Origin of the sequence: Wolinella succinogenes DSM 1740 (assembly GCF_000196135.1) — a bacterium.
Lineage (GTDB): Bacteria > Campylobacterota > Campylobacteria > Campylobacterales > Helicobacteraceae > Wolinella > Wolinella succinogenes.
The window spans coordinates 2,063,888-2,080,918 of record NC_005090.1 but is presented as its reverse complement, the minus strand read 5'-3'; the positions used below and the strand labels follow the sequence as shown (position 1 = coordinate 2,080,918).

The 17,031-nt window shown below is 46.1% G+C and carries 13 protein-coding genes; 12 read left to right on the top strand and 1 reads right to left on the bottom strand.

All coding sequences use genetic code 11. The features are described 5' to 3' along the window. Positions 1–84 precede the first annotated feature (84 nt). Positions 85–1,626: a flagellin B gene (locus WS_RS10355; RefSeq protein ID WP_011139970.1), complete on the bottom strand. Its 1,542-nt coding sequence runs from the start codon at positions 1,624–1,626 to the stop codon at positions 85–87. A gap of 140 nt (positions 1,627–1,766) precedes the next feature. Between WS_RS10355 and WS_RS10350 the strand changes: the two genes are divergently transcribed. From WS_RS10350 to asnB (WS_RS10295), 12 genes are all read left to right on the top strand, one after another. Further along, entirely contained in the window at positions 1,767–3,806 is a 2,040-nt protein-coding gene (locus WS_RS10350; protein WP_049770687.1) for a tetratricopeptide repeat protein, read from the top strand. 72 nt (positions 3,807–3,878) lie between these two features. Further along, entirely contained in the window at positions 3,879–5,168 is a 1,290-nt protein-coding gene (locus WS_RS10345; RefSeq protein WP_129545330.1) for a hypothetical protein, read from the top strand. Between the two features lie 17 nt (positions 5,169–5,185). Continuing rightward, a complete protein-coding gene (locus tag WS_RS10340) occupies positions 5,186–6,319 on the top strand; it encodes a class I SAM-dependent methyltransferase (protein ID WP_011139967.1) in 1,134 nt (377 codons plus the stop codon). A gap of 17 nt (positions 6,320–6,336) precedes the next feature. After that, positions 6,337–7,410, top strand: coding sequence for a radical SAM/SPASM domain-containing protein (locus WS_RS10335; RefSeq protein WP_011139966.1), 1,074 nt, complete (start codon positions 6,337–6,339; stop codon positions 7,408–7,410). Next, positions 7,370–9,241 (top strand): asparagine synthase (glutamine-hydrolyzing), encoded by a 1,872-nt coding sequence (gene asnB, locus WS_RS10330; RefSeq protein ID WP_041571930.1) that lies wholly within the window; start codon positions 7,370–7,372, stop codon positions 9,239–9,241. Before WS_RS10335 ends, asnB (WS_RS10330) begins: the two co-directional genes overlap by 41 nt. Next, entirely contained in the window at positions 9,228–10,385 is a 1,158-nt protein-coding gene (locus WS_RS10325) for a glycosyltransferase family protein (RefSeq protein ID WP_011139964.1), read from the top strand. Before asnB (WS_RS10330) ends, WS_RS10325 begins: the two co-directional genes overlap by 14 nt. Then, positions 10,370–11,512: a glycosyltransferase gene (locus WS_RS10320; RefSeq protein ID WP_011139963.1), complete on the top strand. Its 1,143-nt coding sequence runs from the start codon at positions 10,370–10,372 to the stop codon at positions 11,510–11,512. The genes WS_RS10325 and WS_RS10320 overlap by 16 nt, the downstream gene beginning before the upstream one ends. Next, entirely contained in the window at positions 11,509–12,588 is a 1,080-nt protein-coding gene (gene wecB, locus WS_RS10315; protein WP_011139962.1) for a non-hydrolyzing UDP-N-acetylglucosamine 2-epimerase, read from the top strand. Before WS_RS10320 ends, wecB begins: the two co-directional genes overlap by 4 nt. Further along, on the top strand, positions 12,585–13,541 hold the full coding sequence (locus tag WS_RS10310; RefSeq protein WP_011139961.1) for a Gfo/Idh/MocA family protein: 957 nt from the start codon (positions 12,585–12,587) through the stop codon (positions 13,539–13,541). Before wecB ends, WS_RS10310 begins: the two co-directional genes overlap by 4 nt. Further along, positions 13,538–14,113: an acyltransferase gene (locus tag WS_RS10305; protein WP_011139960.1), complete on the top strand. Its 576-nt coding sequence runs from the start codon at positions 13,538–13,540 to the stop codon at positions 14,111–14,113. The genes WS_RS10310 and WS_RS10305 overlap by 4 nt, the downstream gene beginning before the upstream one ends. Continuing rightward, positions 14,110–15,198: a DegT/DnrJ/EryC1/StrS family aminotransferase gene (locus WS_RS10300; RefSeq protein ID WP_011139959.1), complete on the top strand. Its 1,089-nt coding sequence runs from the start codon at positions 14,110–14,112 to the stop codon at positions 15,196–15,198. The genes WS_RS10305 and WS_RS10300 overlap by 4 nt, the downstream gene beginning before the upstream one ends. Continuing rightward, a complete protein-coding gene (asnB, locus tag WS_RS10295; protein WP_049770686.1) occupies positions 15,189–17,015 on the top strand; it encodes an asparagine synthase (glutamine-hydrolyzing) in 1,827 nt (608 codons plus the stop codon). Before WS_RS10300 ends, asnB (WS_RS10295) begins: the two co-directional genes overlap by 10 nt. Positions 17,016–17,031: the final 16 nt, after the last annotated feature.

The window sequence follows — 17,031 nt, the reverse complement described above, 5'->3', positions numbered from 1 at the left end:
GTGACCTTCATGAGTAGGGTTGGTTGGAGAGTAAGGATAGCTTTTTTTGGTTTAGCCCACCCCCAAAAGAGGGGCGGAGCTTGATTACTGGAGGAGTTTGAGAACGTTTTGTTGGACGGTGTTGGCTTGTGCCATGGCAAAGCTTCCCGATTGAGCGAGGATGTTGTGTTTGCTGAAAGTGGCTGATTCCTCGGCGAAGTCCACATCTCTAATCTCTGATTCAGCCGCAGCGACGTTGACCTGAGTGACGGTGATGTTGTTGATGGTGGAGGTGAGCTGGGCTTGAACCGAACCTAAGTCGGCACGGATTTTATCAAGTTGAATTCGAGCCGATTCGGCCATATCCATGACAATCATCGCCCCTGCGAGGCTAGTGACGCCCGCTCCAATTCCATTGGCGTTAGCGCTTGCGATGGCAAGGTTGGCGTTGGCTCCTGCGGCAGAGGCGATATTGGCATTCATCTCCCCTCGAAGGTCACGAAGGTTGACGGTGTATTCGGCGATTCCTTGGGCAGAGTGGAATCCTACGTGGCTGAAGTTGGTTCCGCTAATGAGAACATCTCTGGCGTTGAGTCGAGTGAGAGTGAGTCGTCCCACGATGGCATGAGAAGAGCCAGAAGTTCCAATAAAACTTCCCCCTCCAAGCACACCCGCCCCGCTTACTGTGGAGACGCTGATGGCTCTTCCATCGGTGCTTTTTAAGGTCAATCGGCCGCTAATGTCAGTGTAGGCTTCAACCCCTGTTGCCTCTTTGACGGCATTGATGGCATTGATGAGCTTTCCATCCGCATCATTTTTTTGGATATCGTTGATGGTTCCGATCGTGACGCCGTTAATAACAAGCGTGTTGACAGTCCCTGATTGGATAGGGAGAGAACCCGTTCCCATGACCTCATAGCTGGCTCGCACCCCTAAGACGTTGGAGTTTTTGTTGATCACTTCGGCAAGCGCTCCAATTCCTGTTCCTGCGGAAGTGGAGATTTTGACGGTCTCTAGCTGGAAGCTGTTTTTGCCATCCACCTGAAGCACCTTGAAAGCAACCTCAGTGAGATTAGAGCCACCTGCAGAGGCAAGCATACTGGAGGCTGAGATGGAGGAGGTTTCAAGACGAACATGGCCTATTTTATTGGATGAAGTTGCTCCAATGGAGGCTTTAATGGTAGTGTTGGAGTAGGCACCGATTTGGAACTCTTTATTGACAAAGGAGCCAGAGAGCATCTCCTGACCGTTGAAGCTTGTGGTGTTGGCGATGTTGTCCAACTCTTCAAGAAGTCTTAGGATGTCGCTTTGGAGCGCTTTTCTTGTTTCGGTGGTCTGTCCATCTTGAGCGGCTTGAACCGCTTTGGTTTTGATGGTGTCTAGAATCTTGATCTGTTCATCCATCGCCTTGTCGGCGGTCTGGATGATGCCAATGGCATCATTAGCGTTTCGCGTGGCCTGCCCTAAGGAGGCGGCTTGCGATCGCAAACTATCAGCGATGGCCATACCTGAAGCATCATCGGCGGCCTTATTGACTCGCAGACCTGAGCTCAACTTCTCTAAAGAGCTGTTTAAAGAACGGTTGTTTTGCACTCCAATCGCGTGAGCGTTGAGGGCGGCCACATTTGTGTTAATCCTGTAACCCATTTCGCATCCTTTGCTAAATTTCTTAATGGTCAATAAAGCAAATGGTGTTCCAATTTTAATCAAAGGTTTTTTGGTCGATTTAGTGCCAAGCTAGAAGTTTCTTGTATAATGCAAAGAAGCAAAAAATAAAGGAAAGAGGCTTGGTTGAGGCGCTAAAAGAGCAGGCGGAACAATGCAAAAGCAAGCACGAGCTAGATCGATTTATAGGTCGTTTTTCTCAAAGGGAGACGCTAGAGGCACTTAAAAAGGCGAGCAAACCATCAAGGGCTGATTTGGCCAATGTGATCCGCGAAAAGGTGCTGGAGCTCATTTTTTCTAAAGGGGATGTAGCTGATCGTGCCTACCTCTATCTCTATGGACTTATGGAGGAATTGGAGATTGAGCCAGAGGGGCGTTTTGATGGCTATGTAACATTGGCGGATCAATATCTCTGCTCTCCAGAGCTTGGAATCGTAGAGAAGATTCTTCTCTCTGAGCTCAAAGCCACCGCCCTCATTCTCAAAGGCGAGCCCCAAGAGGCTATTAAAGAGCATCTCAAAGTCCTCTCCACTCTCCATATTCACGAAGCAGCCAATGTTGGAGTCGATGTTTTTGTGAAGGATTTTTGCCAATTTTTCTCCATATCTATGGATGAGCTTTTTGAGGCATTGAGTGAGAGCCTAACCCTAGAGCACTACCTTTCGCTTGATTTTGTTGCAAGACGCTCAATTTTTAACTGGTCACTCCATATCTTTTGGAATATCCCAAGCTTCTATAATAATCCTCGCTGGATGGAGCTTTATCCCCTGTGGCGAGCGATCTTTGAGGCGCATCTTGGGCGGGGTGAGCTGGATGAGGCGATGTATGTGCACTTCTATATCTATCATAAGATGGGGAATCACTTCCAAAGCCAAGAGGAGTGGAAGCGTTTCAACGAGGAGATCGTGAAGGTCGCTGAGCCTCACTATAAAGCTTGCACTGCTGCGCTTCCCTCTTGCAAGGAGCATACTGGGGGGAGTGGTAAGAGGCTCATTGGGTTTTTGCGCGATCGAGTAGTGGAGAATTCGCCCTACAAGGTGGAGTGGTCGCTCCTTAAGGCGCTTATGCAAAACGAGGAATTTAGAGAAAAGTATGAAGTCAAACTCTATTTGATGGGGTATGTGGAGAAGAGCGATGATGACCCCCGAATTCTTCAGAGCTATAGGGAGATTGGCATAGAGGTGGTCGATGTGGTCACGCCTCTGATACAGGGGGCAGGTTACTATCACTCGCATCTCCAAAAAGCCCTCGCCATCCGAGAGAGAATCGTCCGTGATGGGGTCGATATCCTCATCTCGCCCAACAATGGCTATGATATCAGCGACTTTATTTTCATCTCTCGTGCCGCACCCACTCAAGTCTATTGGAGTCATGGAAACTATGTCTATGATGTGGAAGGGATTGATAAGAGAATCAGTCATTGTGGCGTGGATAAGTATGGATTCTCTTTTGAGAAGTTTGCCGTGCCCATGGATAGGGAGCGATTCTATAATCCGCCTATAGCAAAAAGCAAAATCGAAGCCGAGCGCGCCAAATACCCCAAAGATGCTTTTGTGCTAGGGGTCATTGGGAGGCTGATCAAGGTGGATAGCGATGAGTATCTAGAGACCATTGCTCAAGTGATGCGCCAAAATCCTCAAACGATCTTTATCGCAGCGGGCAGTGGCAATGCCGAATCGATTCGCGCCAAGGTGGAGAAGCTCGGAATCTCGGATCGATTCTATATGCCGGGCTGGGTCGATCCGCATCTCTATGGGCATATTATTGATTTGTGGTGTGATACTTTTCCACTAGAGCAAGGGGAGAGCGCGAGGGAGTATACGGCTAAGCACGAAGCTCCCTTGATGGTTAGATTAATTCGACTTTCTCGCGTAGAACGATCTGCAGAGTTAGAAGAGTGGCTTGAGGAGTATCGAGGGGTTGCCATGGAGGTCTGCGAGAATAGGGGTGCTGCTGTAGAAGGGCTTTATCGATTCATAGAATCAGAGCAGAGAATCCAGCCCTTGGACACCAAGGGGTATATAGAGGCGATCCACTGGTCGATCAACGAGGGCTCTTCAAAAAATATTCGAGATAACAAAGCCTACTGGATGAGGATATATCGTCAGGTGGTCGCTCGAAAACTGTCTCAAGATCTCTTGAGCGTTTTTGCTAATTTGTAACCCATGAAGAATAAAACTTATATTTATCCCAAAGGGCGCAATGGGCTTGCTCTGCAAGAGGCGAGAAAGTTTTTGGGTGAAGAAGAGGCTGATTTTATTGATGATTCGGATAGTGCACGTTCCTTGATTCAACTCTCCAAGCAGATACAGGAAGAGAAGGCAACCGTTTTGATCGCCTCCAATTGGCTGCATGATCAGCTGAAGGATAAACTTCAAAGCCAAGGAATCACTCGGATTGAAAATGGAGTGAAGCTTTATGGAGAGCGACTTAAGGAGTATTTGAAAAGTCGATGGGATATTGAGTTTCGTGAAGGAATCAAGGGAATGCCACCCCTTGTGGGGTATATCTTGGGGGGATTTGCCAAAGAAAAGCACCTGGGTGACATTGATCAGCATCTCCTCCAAATGGGTGCGCAGGTGGTCTATATCTGTCTGAGTCAAGAAGCCTTGGAGAAAAATAGAGATCGTGTAGCCAAACATCCCCACCTTGTGGCCAACTATGATTTGATTGCAGAGTTAGAATTTCCATTGATTTTGGGGTCAAAAGACTTTCTCTCTGGTCACAAAACCATAAGTGCATACACCGGGCATGCCTGTTGCGGACTTTTGATGATGTACTTTGGGCAGTATCGCCTTCAAATGAATGCAGCCGTGGAAGCCCTTATGGCAAATTATGACATCTTATTGGCGCCTACTCGAAGAGTGGCTCGATTTTATGAACAGCTCAAAGAGGAGAGGGGTCTTGGCTCGCCCCTTGTTGTCGAAGCAGGATATCCAAGTTTGGATTTGCAGATTCTCGATTATGAAGATTATTTAAAAAATCACTCTATTAATTCCACCGATGTTATTGTCACCGCAAATGCCGAAACAGAGATATTGACGAGTTTGTTTGATGCTCTTTTGAACATAGGGATGAATATTATTTTTCGCCCACACCCGCTAGATTTGGATAGTAAGACGGTTTATGATATGGAAAGACTATACAAAGGAAACGAGAGGGTGCTTATAGATAAAATGCCAACACTAAGTGCTGAGCTCTTGGCAAGGAGCATTACTTTGATCAGTGACTGGTCTTCTTTGGCCTATTCTTACCCCTTTACTACACTAAAGCCAGTTATTTTGTTTGACCCCTATGGAGAATTTATCCAATACGATGGTTATGGCTCAAAAATTAAGTTTTTTGATGAAAATATACATATTGTTTGCAGCAAAGATACAGAAGTTGTGCATCAGGTTGGATGCATCAAAAAAGAGTTAAGGCACTGGAATGAATCCATTGGGCGCTATCGAAAAGAAGAGCTTCTAAACTTTTTATCTTCTTCTGAGAAAATTGCAGAATTTTTGTTTAATCATATAAAATAATTAAAGGGAGTCGTTGTATGCATTACTATATCTATCCAAAAGGGGCATTTGGGCAAGAGATTGCCACTTTGCTGGACTATTTGAGTAGTCTTGAAGGGGAAGTGAAATATTCATATGAGTTCATTGATGATTTTGACCCAAGTATTTCCCTTGAACTACTCTTGGCGCGAGGATTGGGGAACGGTGAGATCATGGTAGCCTCAGAGAAATTTTTTCATCAACTGGTCAACAACTTGCTTCTGCATGGAATCAAAGACTATGTTAATGGAATCGAATTTCATGATAAAAAAATGAAAGAAATTGCCTCCAAGGGAGTTGCTGGATACTGGAGCGCGCACATGATTGCTAGCAATAATTTTGAGACTGCAGAAGAATCATTAAAATTTTTTGAACATTGTAATGACTTGTATGTTGATTATAGAAAATATATTTCTGTGAGTGGACTTGATGGCAAGGTGGTGCTTGATTATGGGTGTGGTCCGGGCAATGAAATGACGGGAATCTTAACCCACTCAACCCCTAAACGTCTCATTGGTGCCGATGTGTCCGCCCCTGCTATTGAACGTGCCAAGAAGCGAATCGCCCTGCATGGAAAAACAGCAGAATTTTTGTTAATTGATGAGAAGACGAATCGAATCGATCTCGAAGACAATAGTGTGGATTATATTAATTGCCCTGGTGTTTTGATGAATGTCTCCGACTTGGACGCTGTGCTAAAAGAGTTTTATCGAGTGTTAAAGCCAAAAGGTAGAGCCTCGATCATGGTGTATCATTATGATAGTATTTGGCTACATCTCTATGCTGCGTATATTTTTCCGATGGAAAATCCAAAGTATAGAGGAATGCGTGCCTTGGATGTTTATAAATATACCACGGATGGGGAGCATTGTCCTGTATCAACATGTTTTAAAACGGATGATTTTGTGGCTACAATGGAAAGGCATGGATTCAAAGGAGGCCTTCAGGGGGTCGCCATATCTGTTGATGAGCTCATGTGGCTACCAAGGCGTTTTGAGGCAATCAAGGATCGAAATTTGGATAAGGAACATCGCGAGTTTTTGAGTAATTTAACATTTGACAATCGAGGAATTCCCTACTACAGGGGACATGTGGCTGGAAATGATGGATGCTACCTTTTTGAAAAACTATAAGAAATAAGGAAGATGTTGTGACACAGGAGGCCATTTTTAAGGCAATTCGCGAGCGTGAGATGAAAGTCTTGAATATTCAAGTGACTTCCAGCTGCAATTATGCTTGCGGAATGTGCCCTTTTCATGGCGATGGATATAGTGGGGAGTATTTTGATGAGAGACCTACGATTCGACGGGATATGTCGCTTGATGAAATTAAATTGATTTTAGAAAAAGCTTCTATGGAGGGATTTGAATGGATAGATTTGACTCCCAATGGAGAGTTTTTTACCCATAAGCAGTGGTATCAAATTTTGTCTCTTATCAAAGAGTTTGGTCTTAAGATAATGATCACATCCAATGGCGGTCTTTTGGGCGAGGAAGATATAAAGAGAGCTTGTGAGGTTGGGGTTGATCACATCGTCATCAGCGTGGATAGTCTGAGCTATGAGAGTTATAAAAAAATACGAAAACCAGCTACAAAGCTAGCCTTTGAGCGAGCGATTCATGCTCCACTCTACTTCAAGAAATATGGAGGCGATTCAATCTATGTCCAAATTCAAATTACAGAGCAGCCCGAATTTCCCCATGAAGCCCTAGGGGTGCTAGATTTTTATAAAGATAAGGGGCTAAACCAAATATCTCTAAAAAAGATGTTTGTCACGGGCGAGGATGGAATCGGGCATATAGGTGTGGAGAAGCTGGAGTATACTCATGGCAAATGCAAGGCGTATGGGAGTCCTATCGTGATGACAGATGGCACCGTGCTCCCTTGTTGCGGGGCGTTTTACTTTTACCCTAAGCTTGGAGAGAAAATCCCAAATATTTTTAATCATACTATTTTTGAATCTGCGAGAATACTTGATGATCTGTATGAGAGAGATTCGCTATTTGGCTCCTACTGCCGTAATTGTTCTCTGTATGACTCTAGCCGAAAGGCTGCCCCTGTGAAATTTATTTTTGGGGACTATTACGCGGAGCAGACGCTTTTTGAGACAAGATATTTTATTTTGCCAAAATATCTTCGATTCCTGCCAAGCTTAGCTATCTTGTGGCTCTACAAGAAAGGATATGCTAGAAAAATCAAACAATGGCTTGTGGCGGCTCAATAGAGGAGAGGGTGTGTGTGGAATCTTAGGGTATCTTAGGAAGGGTTCGGCTGGACAAAGTCAGCTCTCTTGTGAACAATTCAATCAAATCCTCTCAAAGATTGCCCATCGTGGTCCAGATCATCAAGATTTTGTGTGGTTTAATGAGCCAGAGTATCAGCTCTATCTAGGGCATGTTCGACTCTCAATCATTGATTTGGATGAGAGGGCCTCCCAGCCGATGCTTTTTAAGGATCGCTATCTTCTGGTGTTCAATGGTGAGATATATAACTACAGAGAGCTCAAAGAGAAGCTTTTGCTTCAGGGGTATGGCTTTGCCACTCAAAGCGATTCAGAGGTGCTTTTAGCGGCTTATGACTTTTGGGGAGAGACTTGCGTAGAGCATTTCAATGGAATGTGGGCTTTTGCCATCTACGACAAAAAGAGACACAGCCTTTTTTGCAGTCGAGATCGTTTTGGGGTGAAACCTTTCTATTTCTATGAAAATGAGGAGATTTTTGTTTTTGCTTCAGAGATCAAAGCCCTATTGCCATTCTTTAAGGAGGCCAAACTCAATCCTAAAGTGATTCTTCCCTACCTAGCGAGAGGTTTTCTAGATGGAGGCAGTGAAACCTTTTTTGACGGAGTTTATCGTCTTGAGGCTTCTTCTAATTTGTTTTATGATCTGCGCGGCAAGCAGAAGAGTTTTCAGACCTACTACTCGATTCTCCTCAATCCATTATCTGCCAAAGAGAGAGAGATTCCAAGTAGTGCCAAAGAGCTTTTGTCACTGCTGAGGCAGTCGGTTTCCCTGCGCTTGCGCTCGGATGTTCGTGTGGGAGCGTGCCTGAGCGGAGGATTGGATAGCTCTGGGGTGGCGGCACTGGCGAGCCAACAATATGATTTTGGTGAGAAGCTTGTGGCCATTCACGCCAAATCAAGTCTTAAAGAGAGTGATGAGAGCTCCTATGCAATCGAGGTGGCTAACCATTTGGGGTTGGATTTGCATATGGTCGAGCCTAGCTTTGAAGATTTTTGTGAGAGCTTGGATGATCTATTCTACACCCAAGAAGAGCCTTTTGGTAGCACCTCTATGTTCATGCAATATTTTGTCATGAAAAAGGCCAAGGAGCTTGGGTGTAAAGTGATGCTGGATGGGCAGGGGGCTGATGAGGTTTTTTTAGGATATGAGCACTATTTTCACAATATTTTCAAAGACTTGAGAGATAGAAAATTCTTTTTAGAAAATGATTTTTTTAAAGATTTGAAAACTTTTCGATATACAAAAGAGCAAATATTAGAAGAGTTAAAAAAAGCAGATGACGCAGGGGTGGCTTGGGATGTTATTAAGAATCGGGGGAATATTTGCTCAAGGTATCTTTGCAGGGAGTGGCTTGATTCGTATATTGCTCCCGTAAAGACGATACAAGAATTTCAAAAAAGAGAAATTTTTTATAATCATTTGCCTTCACTCCTTCGATACGAAGATAGAGATTCGATGCGATTTGGCATTGAGACGAGATTGCCCTATTTGGACTATCGAATTGTAGAGTGGGTGCTAGCCTTGCCCACGGAGGTGAAATTTCAGCAGGGTTACTTGAAGTTTGCTCTAAGGGAGGCACTGGAGATCTCTGGGCTGTTGCCCAAGAGTATTGTATGGCGATACAACAAGATGGGCTTTGAAAGCCCTCAAAAACTTTGGATCGACCGATATAGATTCGAGATGATGAAAGTCATTGAAGGCTCGGAGATTATTAGGGATATTTTTTTCAAGGTTGATATTCGGAGAGATGATTTTTTGTGGAAGCTTTTTAGCATAGCCAAATGGGAGAAGATGTTTAATGTCAAACTTTAACAGATTGAGGGTGGCGACTGTCTGCGAGGCTAATCCCGCCAAAAACCCAAGACCCAATCGAGTGATTCAAGCGCTCCAAAAGGATCATGAGCTCACCGCCATAGGTCGCCATGCCACCCAGATAGAAGGCGTTGAAGTCCTCTCTTATGATAGTCCGAAGAAGCGGAATTTTTGGCAGGAGATCGGACTTTATCGAGATGTTTTTTTGAGGCGCTATGAGCGTCTGGTTTTTATCCCCACTAGGCTCAAAATCGCTGAATATCTAGATCAAAGGGAGTTTGATCTCATCTTTTGTCATGATTTGGTACTTTTGCCTATAGTGCTAGCTCACAAGAAAAGCGCCAAAGTGATCTTTGATGCGAGGGAGTTTTATCCTAAGCAGTGCGAAGATGATTGGCGCTGGAAGATTCTATTTGCCGATTTTAATGATTGGCTCTGCCGAACCTTTTTAAAAGAGGTGGATTGTGCCTACACGGTTGGCGAGGGAATCGCTCAAAAGTATGGGGAAGAGTATGGGGTAAAGATGTCGACCCTCATGAGCTTGCCACTTTTAAGTCATTGTTCGCCTGCCTTAAGGGGAGAGAGGGAGAAAATTCGGCTTATTCACCATGGAGTGGCCAATTCTAATCGCCAAATTGAGCTTATGATAGAGATGATGGATCATGTCGATGATCGATTTGTGCTTGATTTGATGCTGATGAAGAGTGGGCGAGAGAGCTACTACGAAAGCCTGATGGAGCGAGTCAAAGAGCGCCAAAATGTGCGTCTCATCCCCCCCGTGACTTTTGAAGAGATTATCCCCTTCATCAACCAATATGACATCGGGCTTTACCTCCTTCCACCCACTGGGTTTAACACCAAATACGCCCTCCCCAATAAATTCTTTGAATTTATCCAAGCAAGATTAGCCATTGCCATTGGCCCCTCTCTTGAGATGGCTAGAATCGTCCAAAAAGAGAATCTAGGAATCATCTCTAAAGATTTCACTCCTTTAAGTATGGCCAAGGCGCTCAATCAACTCACCCATGAAGAGATTCTTGCCTACAAGCAAAACGCCGATCGTGCCGCTAAGATTTATAATGCCAAGGAGAATGAGAAGATTCTGCAAGAGGTGATGGAGAGGGCGTTGTGTCAAAAATCCTAATCCTCCACTTTCATAGTCACAAAACCCAGCCAAGAGCCTATCGAGAGTATGAGGCCTTGCGGGGGCTTTATGAGCTAGAGGGCATGGGATATGAGAGAGGGGATTTTGAAGGGATCGAGTTTGTCGCTCTCAAAAAGCCAAAATGGGGATTGGCCAAGCGCCTGCTTCAGCGATTTTGGCTCTTATTGCGCCAGTATGAACGAGTCTATTGGAATCTTCCTCAAGTGAAGCAGGCCATCGTAGCCCTCCATGAACGCTCTTTTGACCTTATTATTGCCCATGATGCCGAAGCGATTCCTGTGGCATTGCGATATGGCAAAGGGGCAAAGGTGGTGGCCAATATGCACGAGTATGCGCCAAGAGAGTTTGAGCATGATTTTTGGTGGAGATTCTACTTTGCCCCCTACAAGCGCTATCTATGCAAGCGCTATCTGCCAAAGGCTGGGGTGGTATTGGCCATTGGCGAGGGAATCGCTCATGAGTATCAAAAGAATTTTGGGGTGAATCCTAAAGTGTGGAGCAATGCGGCTAAATATTTTGAGATCAAGCCAGCCCCTCTCTCTGGCTCTGCGATTCGTCTCATTCACCATGGACTTGCCAATCCCGATCGCCAAATTGAGCTCATGATTGAGATGATGGATCATGTCGATGGTCGATTTGTGCTTGATTTGATGCTAGTTTTTGTGAACTCCAACAAAGAGTATTATCAAAAGCTTGAAAAGATGACCTTGGAGCGCCAAAATGTGCGTCTCATCCCTCCCGTGGCACCCGAAGAGATTGTCCCATTCACCAATGCCTACGACATAGGTCTATTCCTGTGCCCGCCCACCACCTTCAATCTAGAGCTCTGCCTCCCCAATAAATTCTTTGAATTTATCCAAGCAAGATTAGCCATTGCCATTGGCCCCTCTCTTGAGATGGCTAGAATCGTCCAAAAGGAGAATCTAGGAATCATCTCTAAAGATTTCACTCCTTTAAGTATGGCCAAGGCGCTCAATCAACTCACCCATGAAGAGATTCTTGCCTACAAGCAAAACGCCGATCGTGCCGCTAAGATTTATAATGCCAAGGAGAATGAGAAGATTCTGCAAGAGGTGATGGAGAAAGTCCTAAAGGAAGATCAATGAAGGGGATGACGATTCTTGGGGCTAGGCCCCAATTCATCAAATCAGCTTGCATGAGCCTAGAGTTGAAACGGCGCGGAGTGCAAGAGGTGATGATTCACACAGGACAACATTTTGATGCCTCGATGAGCCAAATCTTTTTTGAGCAGATGAACCTAAAAAGGGCGGACTATTTTTTGGATATTCACTCCCTCTCGCATGGGGCGATGACAGGCAGAATGATGGAGGAGATTGAGAAGATTCTACTTCTGGAGCGACCCGATTTTACGGTGGTGTATGGGGACACCAACTCGACTCTAGCGGGTGCACTGGCTAGCTGCAAGCTGCACATCCCTGTGGTTCACATCGAGGCGGGGCTGAGGAGTTTTGATATGAAGATGCCCGAAGAGATCAATCGAATCTTGACCGATCGAATCTCTTCGCTTCTTCTTGTGCCAAGCCAAGCTGCCCAAGAGAATTTGGCTCGCGAGGGTTTTGAAAGCTTTGATTCTCAAATCACTTGGATTGGCGATGTGATGCTTGATAGCCTACTGCACTTTAGGCCCTTTTCTACCCCTCCCAAGGGGATCCCTAAAGAGAATTTCATCCTTTGCACCCTCCATCGTCAAGAAAATAGCGATAACAAAGAGCGTTTGATGGAGATCATTGGAGCGATAGAAGAGGCAGGAGAGCTTATGCCTGTGGTTTTGCCTCTGCATCCTCGCACGAGAGCACGATTGGAGCACGAGGGGTTGAAGCTTGATGAATCCAAAGTTTTAGTGATTGATCCTGTGGGATATCTGGAGATGCTGTGGTTGTTGGAGCATTGCAAAATCGTGATGACTGACAGTGGAGGGGTGCAAAAGGAGGCCTATTGTTTTGGCAAGCTTTGTCTTACGCTCCGTGATTCGACGGAGTGGGTGGAGTTGATGGCGCAGGGAGCCAATTTTCTTGTTGGAAGCAACAAAGAGATGATTCTTGGAGCGCTGCATCAGCACCTAGAGGATTCCATCATTCCTGATCTTGATATCTATGGAGGGGGCAAGGCGAGCCAAAGGGCTCTTGATGCCCTCTTAAATTTTTTTAAGGAGACCCCATGATTCCCTTCGCCCTCATCGGAGCCGCTGGCTACATCGCCCCTCGTCACATGAAAGCCATCAAAGAGAGTGGCAATGAGCTGGTTTGCGCTCTTGATCCTAATGATTCGGTAGGAATCATCGATAGCTATTTTCCTAATGCCGACTTTTTCATTGAGTTTGAGCGATTTGATCGCCATGTGGATAAGCTGCGCCGTCAAGGAAAGGGAGTAGAGTATATGGGAATCTGCTCTCCCAACTATCTTCACGATTCTCATATTCGCTTTGCTCTTCGCAGTGGAGCTCATGCGATTTGCGAGAAGCCTTTGGTGCTCAATCCTTGGAATATTGACGCCCTCAAAGAGTTTGAGAGAGATTATGGCAAGCGCGTCTATAACATTCTTCAATTGCGACTCCACGAGAGCATCATTGCCCTCAAAGCCAAGGTGGAGCAAGAGCTTAAAGAGCATCCAGGGAGGGTCTATGATATTGATCTCTCCTATCTCACCTCTAGGGGACACTGGTATTTCACCTCTTGGAAAGGAGACATCACCAAGAGCGGAGGAGTGGCTACGAATATCGGAGTTCACTTCTATGACATGCTCACTTGGATATTTGGTGCCCCAAGACTCAATCAGGTTCATCTGCTCAATGCCCATAGTGCAGGAGGATTTTTAGAGCTAGAGCACGCTAGAGTGCGATGGTTTCTCTCTGTCAATGCCGACTACCTGCCCGAAGAGGTCAAAAGAGGCGGCAAACGAACCTATCGGAGTATTAGTGTGGATGGTGAGGCATTTGAGTTCTCTGAAGGGTTCACTGATTTGCACACTCAAAGCTACATGGATATCTTAAGAGGGGGAGGATTTGGACTGGAGGAGGCGAGAAGAAGTATTGAGATTGTGCATGCTATTCGCACGCAGACTCCTCTAGGCTTGGTGGGAGAGTATCACCCTTTCTGCAAGAAGGCGCTTGGATGACCTACTTCCTCCATGAATCAAGCTATCTGGATGAGGGCTCAGAGATTGGCGAGGGGACAAAGATTTGGCACTTCTGTCATATTCTCTCTGGGGTGGTCATAGGAAAAAACTGCTCTTTGGGGCAAAACTGTGTCATAGGCCCTAAGGTGCGCCTTGGCAATGGAGTCAAAGTCCAAAATAATGTGAGCGTCTATGAAGGGGTAGAGATTGAAGATGAGGTCTTTTTGGGTCCTTCGATGGTCTTTACCAATGTCTATAATCCTAGAGCTTTCATCGTTCGAAGGGATCAATTTCAAAAGACTCTGCTCAAGCGAGGCTGCTCTATTGGGGCCAACGCCACGATTGTTTGTGGAATCACCATTGGTGAGTATGCCCTCATAGGAGCAGGAGCGGTAGTGAAGCAAGATGTCCCTGCTTATGCCCTAATGGTGGGGGTGCCTGCTAGAAGGATTGGCTGGGTGGACAAGGGGGGAGAGCGCCTCTGTTTTGATGAGAGTGGAGTGGCTAGAGATAGCTTTGATGGAACCCTCTATAGAGAGATTGAGGGGAGAATCGTGGAGATTAACGTATGAAAATAGACTTTGCCAATTTAGCTCTGCAGCACCAGCTCTACAAAGAGGAGATCGAATCGGCCATCCATGAGGTGATCTCAAAGTGCAATTTCATCATGGGAGAGGAGGTCGAACTCCTAGAGAGGGAGCTAGAAGCCTTCACGGGTGCAAAGCATGCCATCACCTGCGCTAGCGGAACAGATGCCCTCCTTTTGGCTCTCATGGCCTTAGGAATCAAAGCAGGAGATGAGGTGATTACCACTCCCTTCACCTTCATTGCCACCGCAGAGATGATTGCTCTTTTAGGAGCCAAGCCTCTGTTTGTGGATATTGAAGAGGAGAGCTACAATCTTGATGTCACTCAATTAGAGAAGAAGATCACCCCTAAGACCAAAGCGATTCTTCCTGTCCATCTCTATGGTCAGCCAAGCGACTTAAAAGAGATCATGGAGGTCGCTAAAGCGCATGATCTTAGGGTGGTTATTGATGGAGCCCAAAGCTTTGGGAGCACCTATGAGGGGGTGAGCGATAGTGCTTTGGGAGATATCTCCTGCACGAGCTTTTTCCCCGCCAAACCCCTTGGATGTTATGGAGATGGGGGGGCGCTCTTCACCTCCAATGAAGAGCTTGCCGCCAAAATCAAGAGCCTAAGAATCCATGGTCAAACCCAAAGGTATCATCACCAATATATTGGAATTGGGGGGAGGCTAGATACGATTCAAGCCGCCGTGCTAAGGGTGAAATTGCGTCACTACTCTAAAGATCTTGCCCAAAGGGTGGAGGTGGCCAAACGCTACTCTTTGGCTCTCTCTTCTAAAGAGGGAATCATCCTCCCCCAAATTAAGCCAAATCGCACCTCAGCCTTTGCCCAATACTCCATAAGGGTTAAAGAGCGCCCTAGAGTGCAGGCTAGACTCAAGGAGGCGGGAGTCCCCACGGCAGTGCACTATCCTATGCCCTTGCATCTTCAAGGGTGCTTTGCCTATTTGGGGCATCAAAAGGGGGATTTCCCTGTGGCGGAGCAAGTGAGTGAGGAGATATTGAGTCTGCCCATGAATCCCTATGTGAGCGAGGAAGAGATGGAGTATATAGGGGGGTGTTTTTAGCGATGTGTTCTATTTGCGGAGGGACGATTAAGCCAAGCCTCATCCAAAAAGCCTCCGACACTATGAGGCATCGTGGGCCTGATGCGAGGAGTTTTTGGAGCGATGGAAAAATCTCGCTAGCGCATAATCGCCTTTCGATTTTGGACTTGAGTGAGGCGGGGAATCAGCCTTTTGGGGATGAGCGCTACCGCTTGATCTTTAATGGTGAAATCTACAACTTCCAAGAGCTCTCCAGCGACTATGGTTTGAGACTTCAAAGCTCAAGCGATACAGAGGTGCTTTGGAGGCTTCTCATTCTTGAGGGAGAGAGGATTCTACCCCGTCTTAATGGGATGTTTTCCTTTCTTTTCTATGATGGGCACAAAGGCGAGATTCTCATGGCGAGGGATCGCTTTGGAAAGAAGCCTCTTTTTTACTTCCATGAAGGCAAAGAGCTAGGAGTGGCTTCGGAGATCAAGGCGCTCAGGGCTATTTTGGGCGAGAAGGGGGCTCTTGATCAAGGCGCTCTGCTCGATTACTTAAGCTACCTTGCGCCTTGCGGAGAGAAGAGCTTTTTTCCGACCATCCATAAGCTCCCCGCAGGTTGTTTGGCGCGTTTTAGCTTGAGCGAGGGGAGGCTTGAGAAATCCTCTTTTTACTCTCTTCCCTCCGCTCCTAGCCGCGAGAATATAGAAGAAAAGGAGGCGCTTAGGAAGATCGAAGAGCTTCTTGTGGAGAGCGTGCGCTATCGACTTCTTAGCGATGTTCCTGTGGCCTCATTCCTTTCTGGAGGAATCGATTCGAGCCTCATTAGTGCGCTATACGCGAGGCTTTCTCCTTGCTCTATTGAGACCTTCTCCATTGGATATGATGAATACAAACACTATGATGAGCTTCCTTATGCTAGAGAGGTGGCCTCCCATATTGGCTCGATTCATCACGAAAAGATCGCGACTCGAAAGGATTTTCTGGAGGCATTTGAGGAGGTTTTACCTATACTGGATGAGCCCCTAGGCGACCCAGCGATCATTCCCACCTATCTCCTCTCTAAAGAGGTGGCAAAGAGCGGTTTTAAGGTCGTTCTGAGCGGTGAGGGGAGTGATGAGATATTCTTTGGATACGATGGATATTTTGACTCACTGAAGCTTTTATGGCTTGAAAACTCTCTAGGGCTCAAAGAGAAGGCCATTCTTCTTGACTACCATCGCAAAAGCGAGCATGGGGGGAAAGAGTGGGAGCGCCTAAGAAGGCTTTTGATGGACGAAAAACCCTATTTTAGGGGAATTAATGAGTCATGGACTCCTGGGCAAAGAGCGCGACTTTTCAAACAAGAGCCCGCATGGAGGGACCCTATTTTGGAAACTTTTCAGGATTTTCCCTCCAAAGAGGGGGAGGGCTGGTATAGCTATATTGATTTGAAGCACTGGATGGCGGAGGTGCTCATGAGTAAGATGGATCGAATGAGCATGGCGCACTCTTTGGAATCTCGCGCTCCCTTTTTGGATTATCAGCTAGTCGATTTTGTCCTCTCCCTCCCCTCCTCTTTGCGCACCGGAGAGATCACCAAGAATCTTCTCAAAAAGATAGCTTTGGCCTACCTCCCCGATTCGATTGTGAATCGGCGTAAGAAAGGATTCTCATCGCCGATGTTTGAGTGGTATTTTGAGGCGTATCAAGGGAGAATCTTGGAAGATTATCAGCGCGTCAATAGAGAGCTTGGATGGTTTGAGGATTCGTATCTCAAATTTTTGTATGAAAAAGGTAGAATGGGTGAATATAAATCGCAAAATTGGGGGATGATTCTCTTCTCTCGATGGTTTTTGATCCATTGTGGGTGATTTTTTGAGAAAAGGC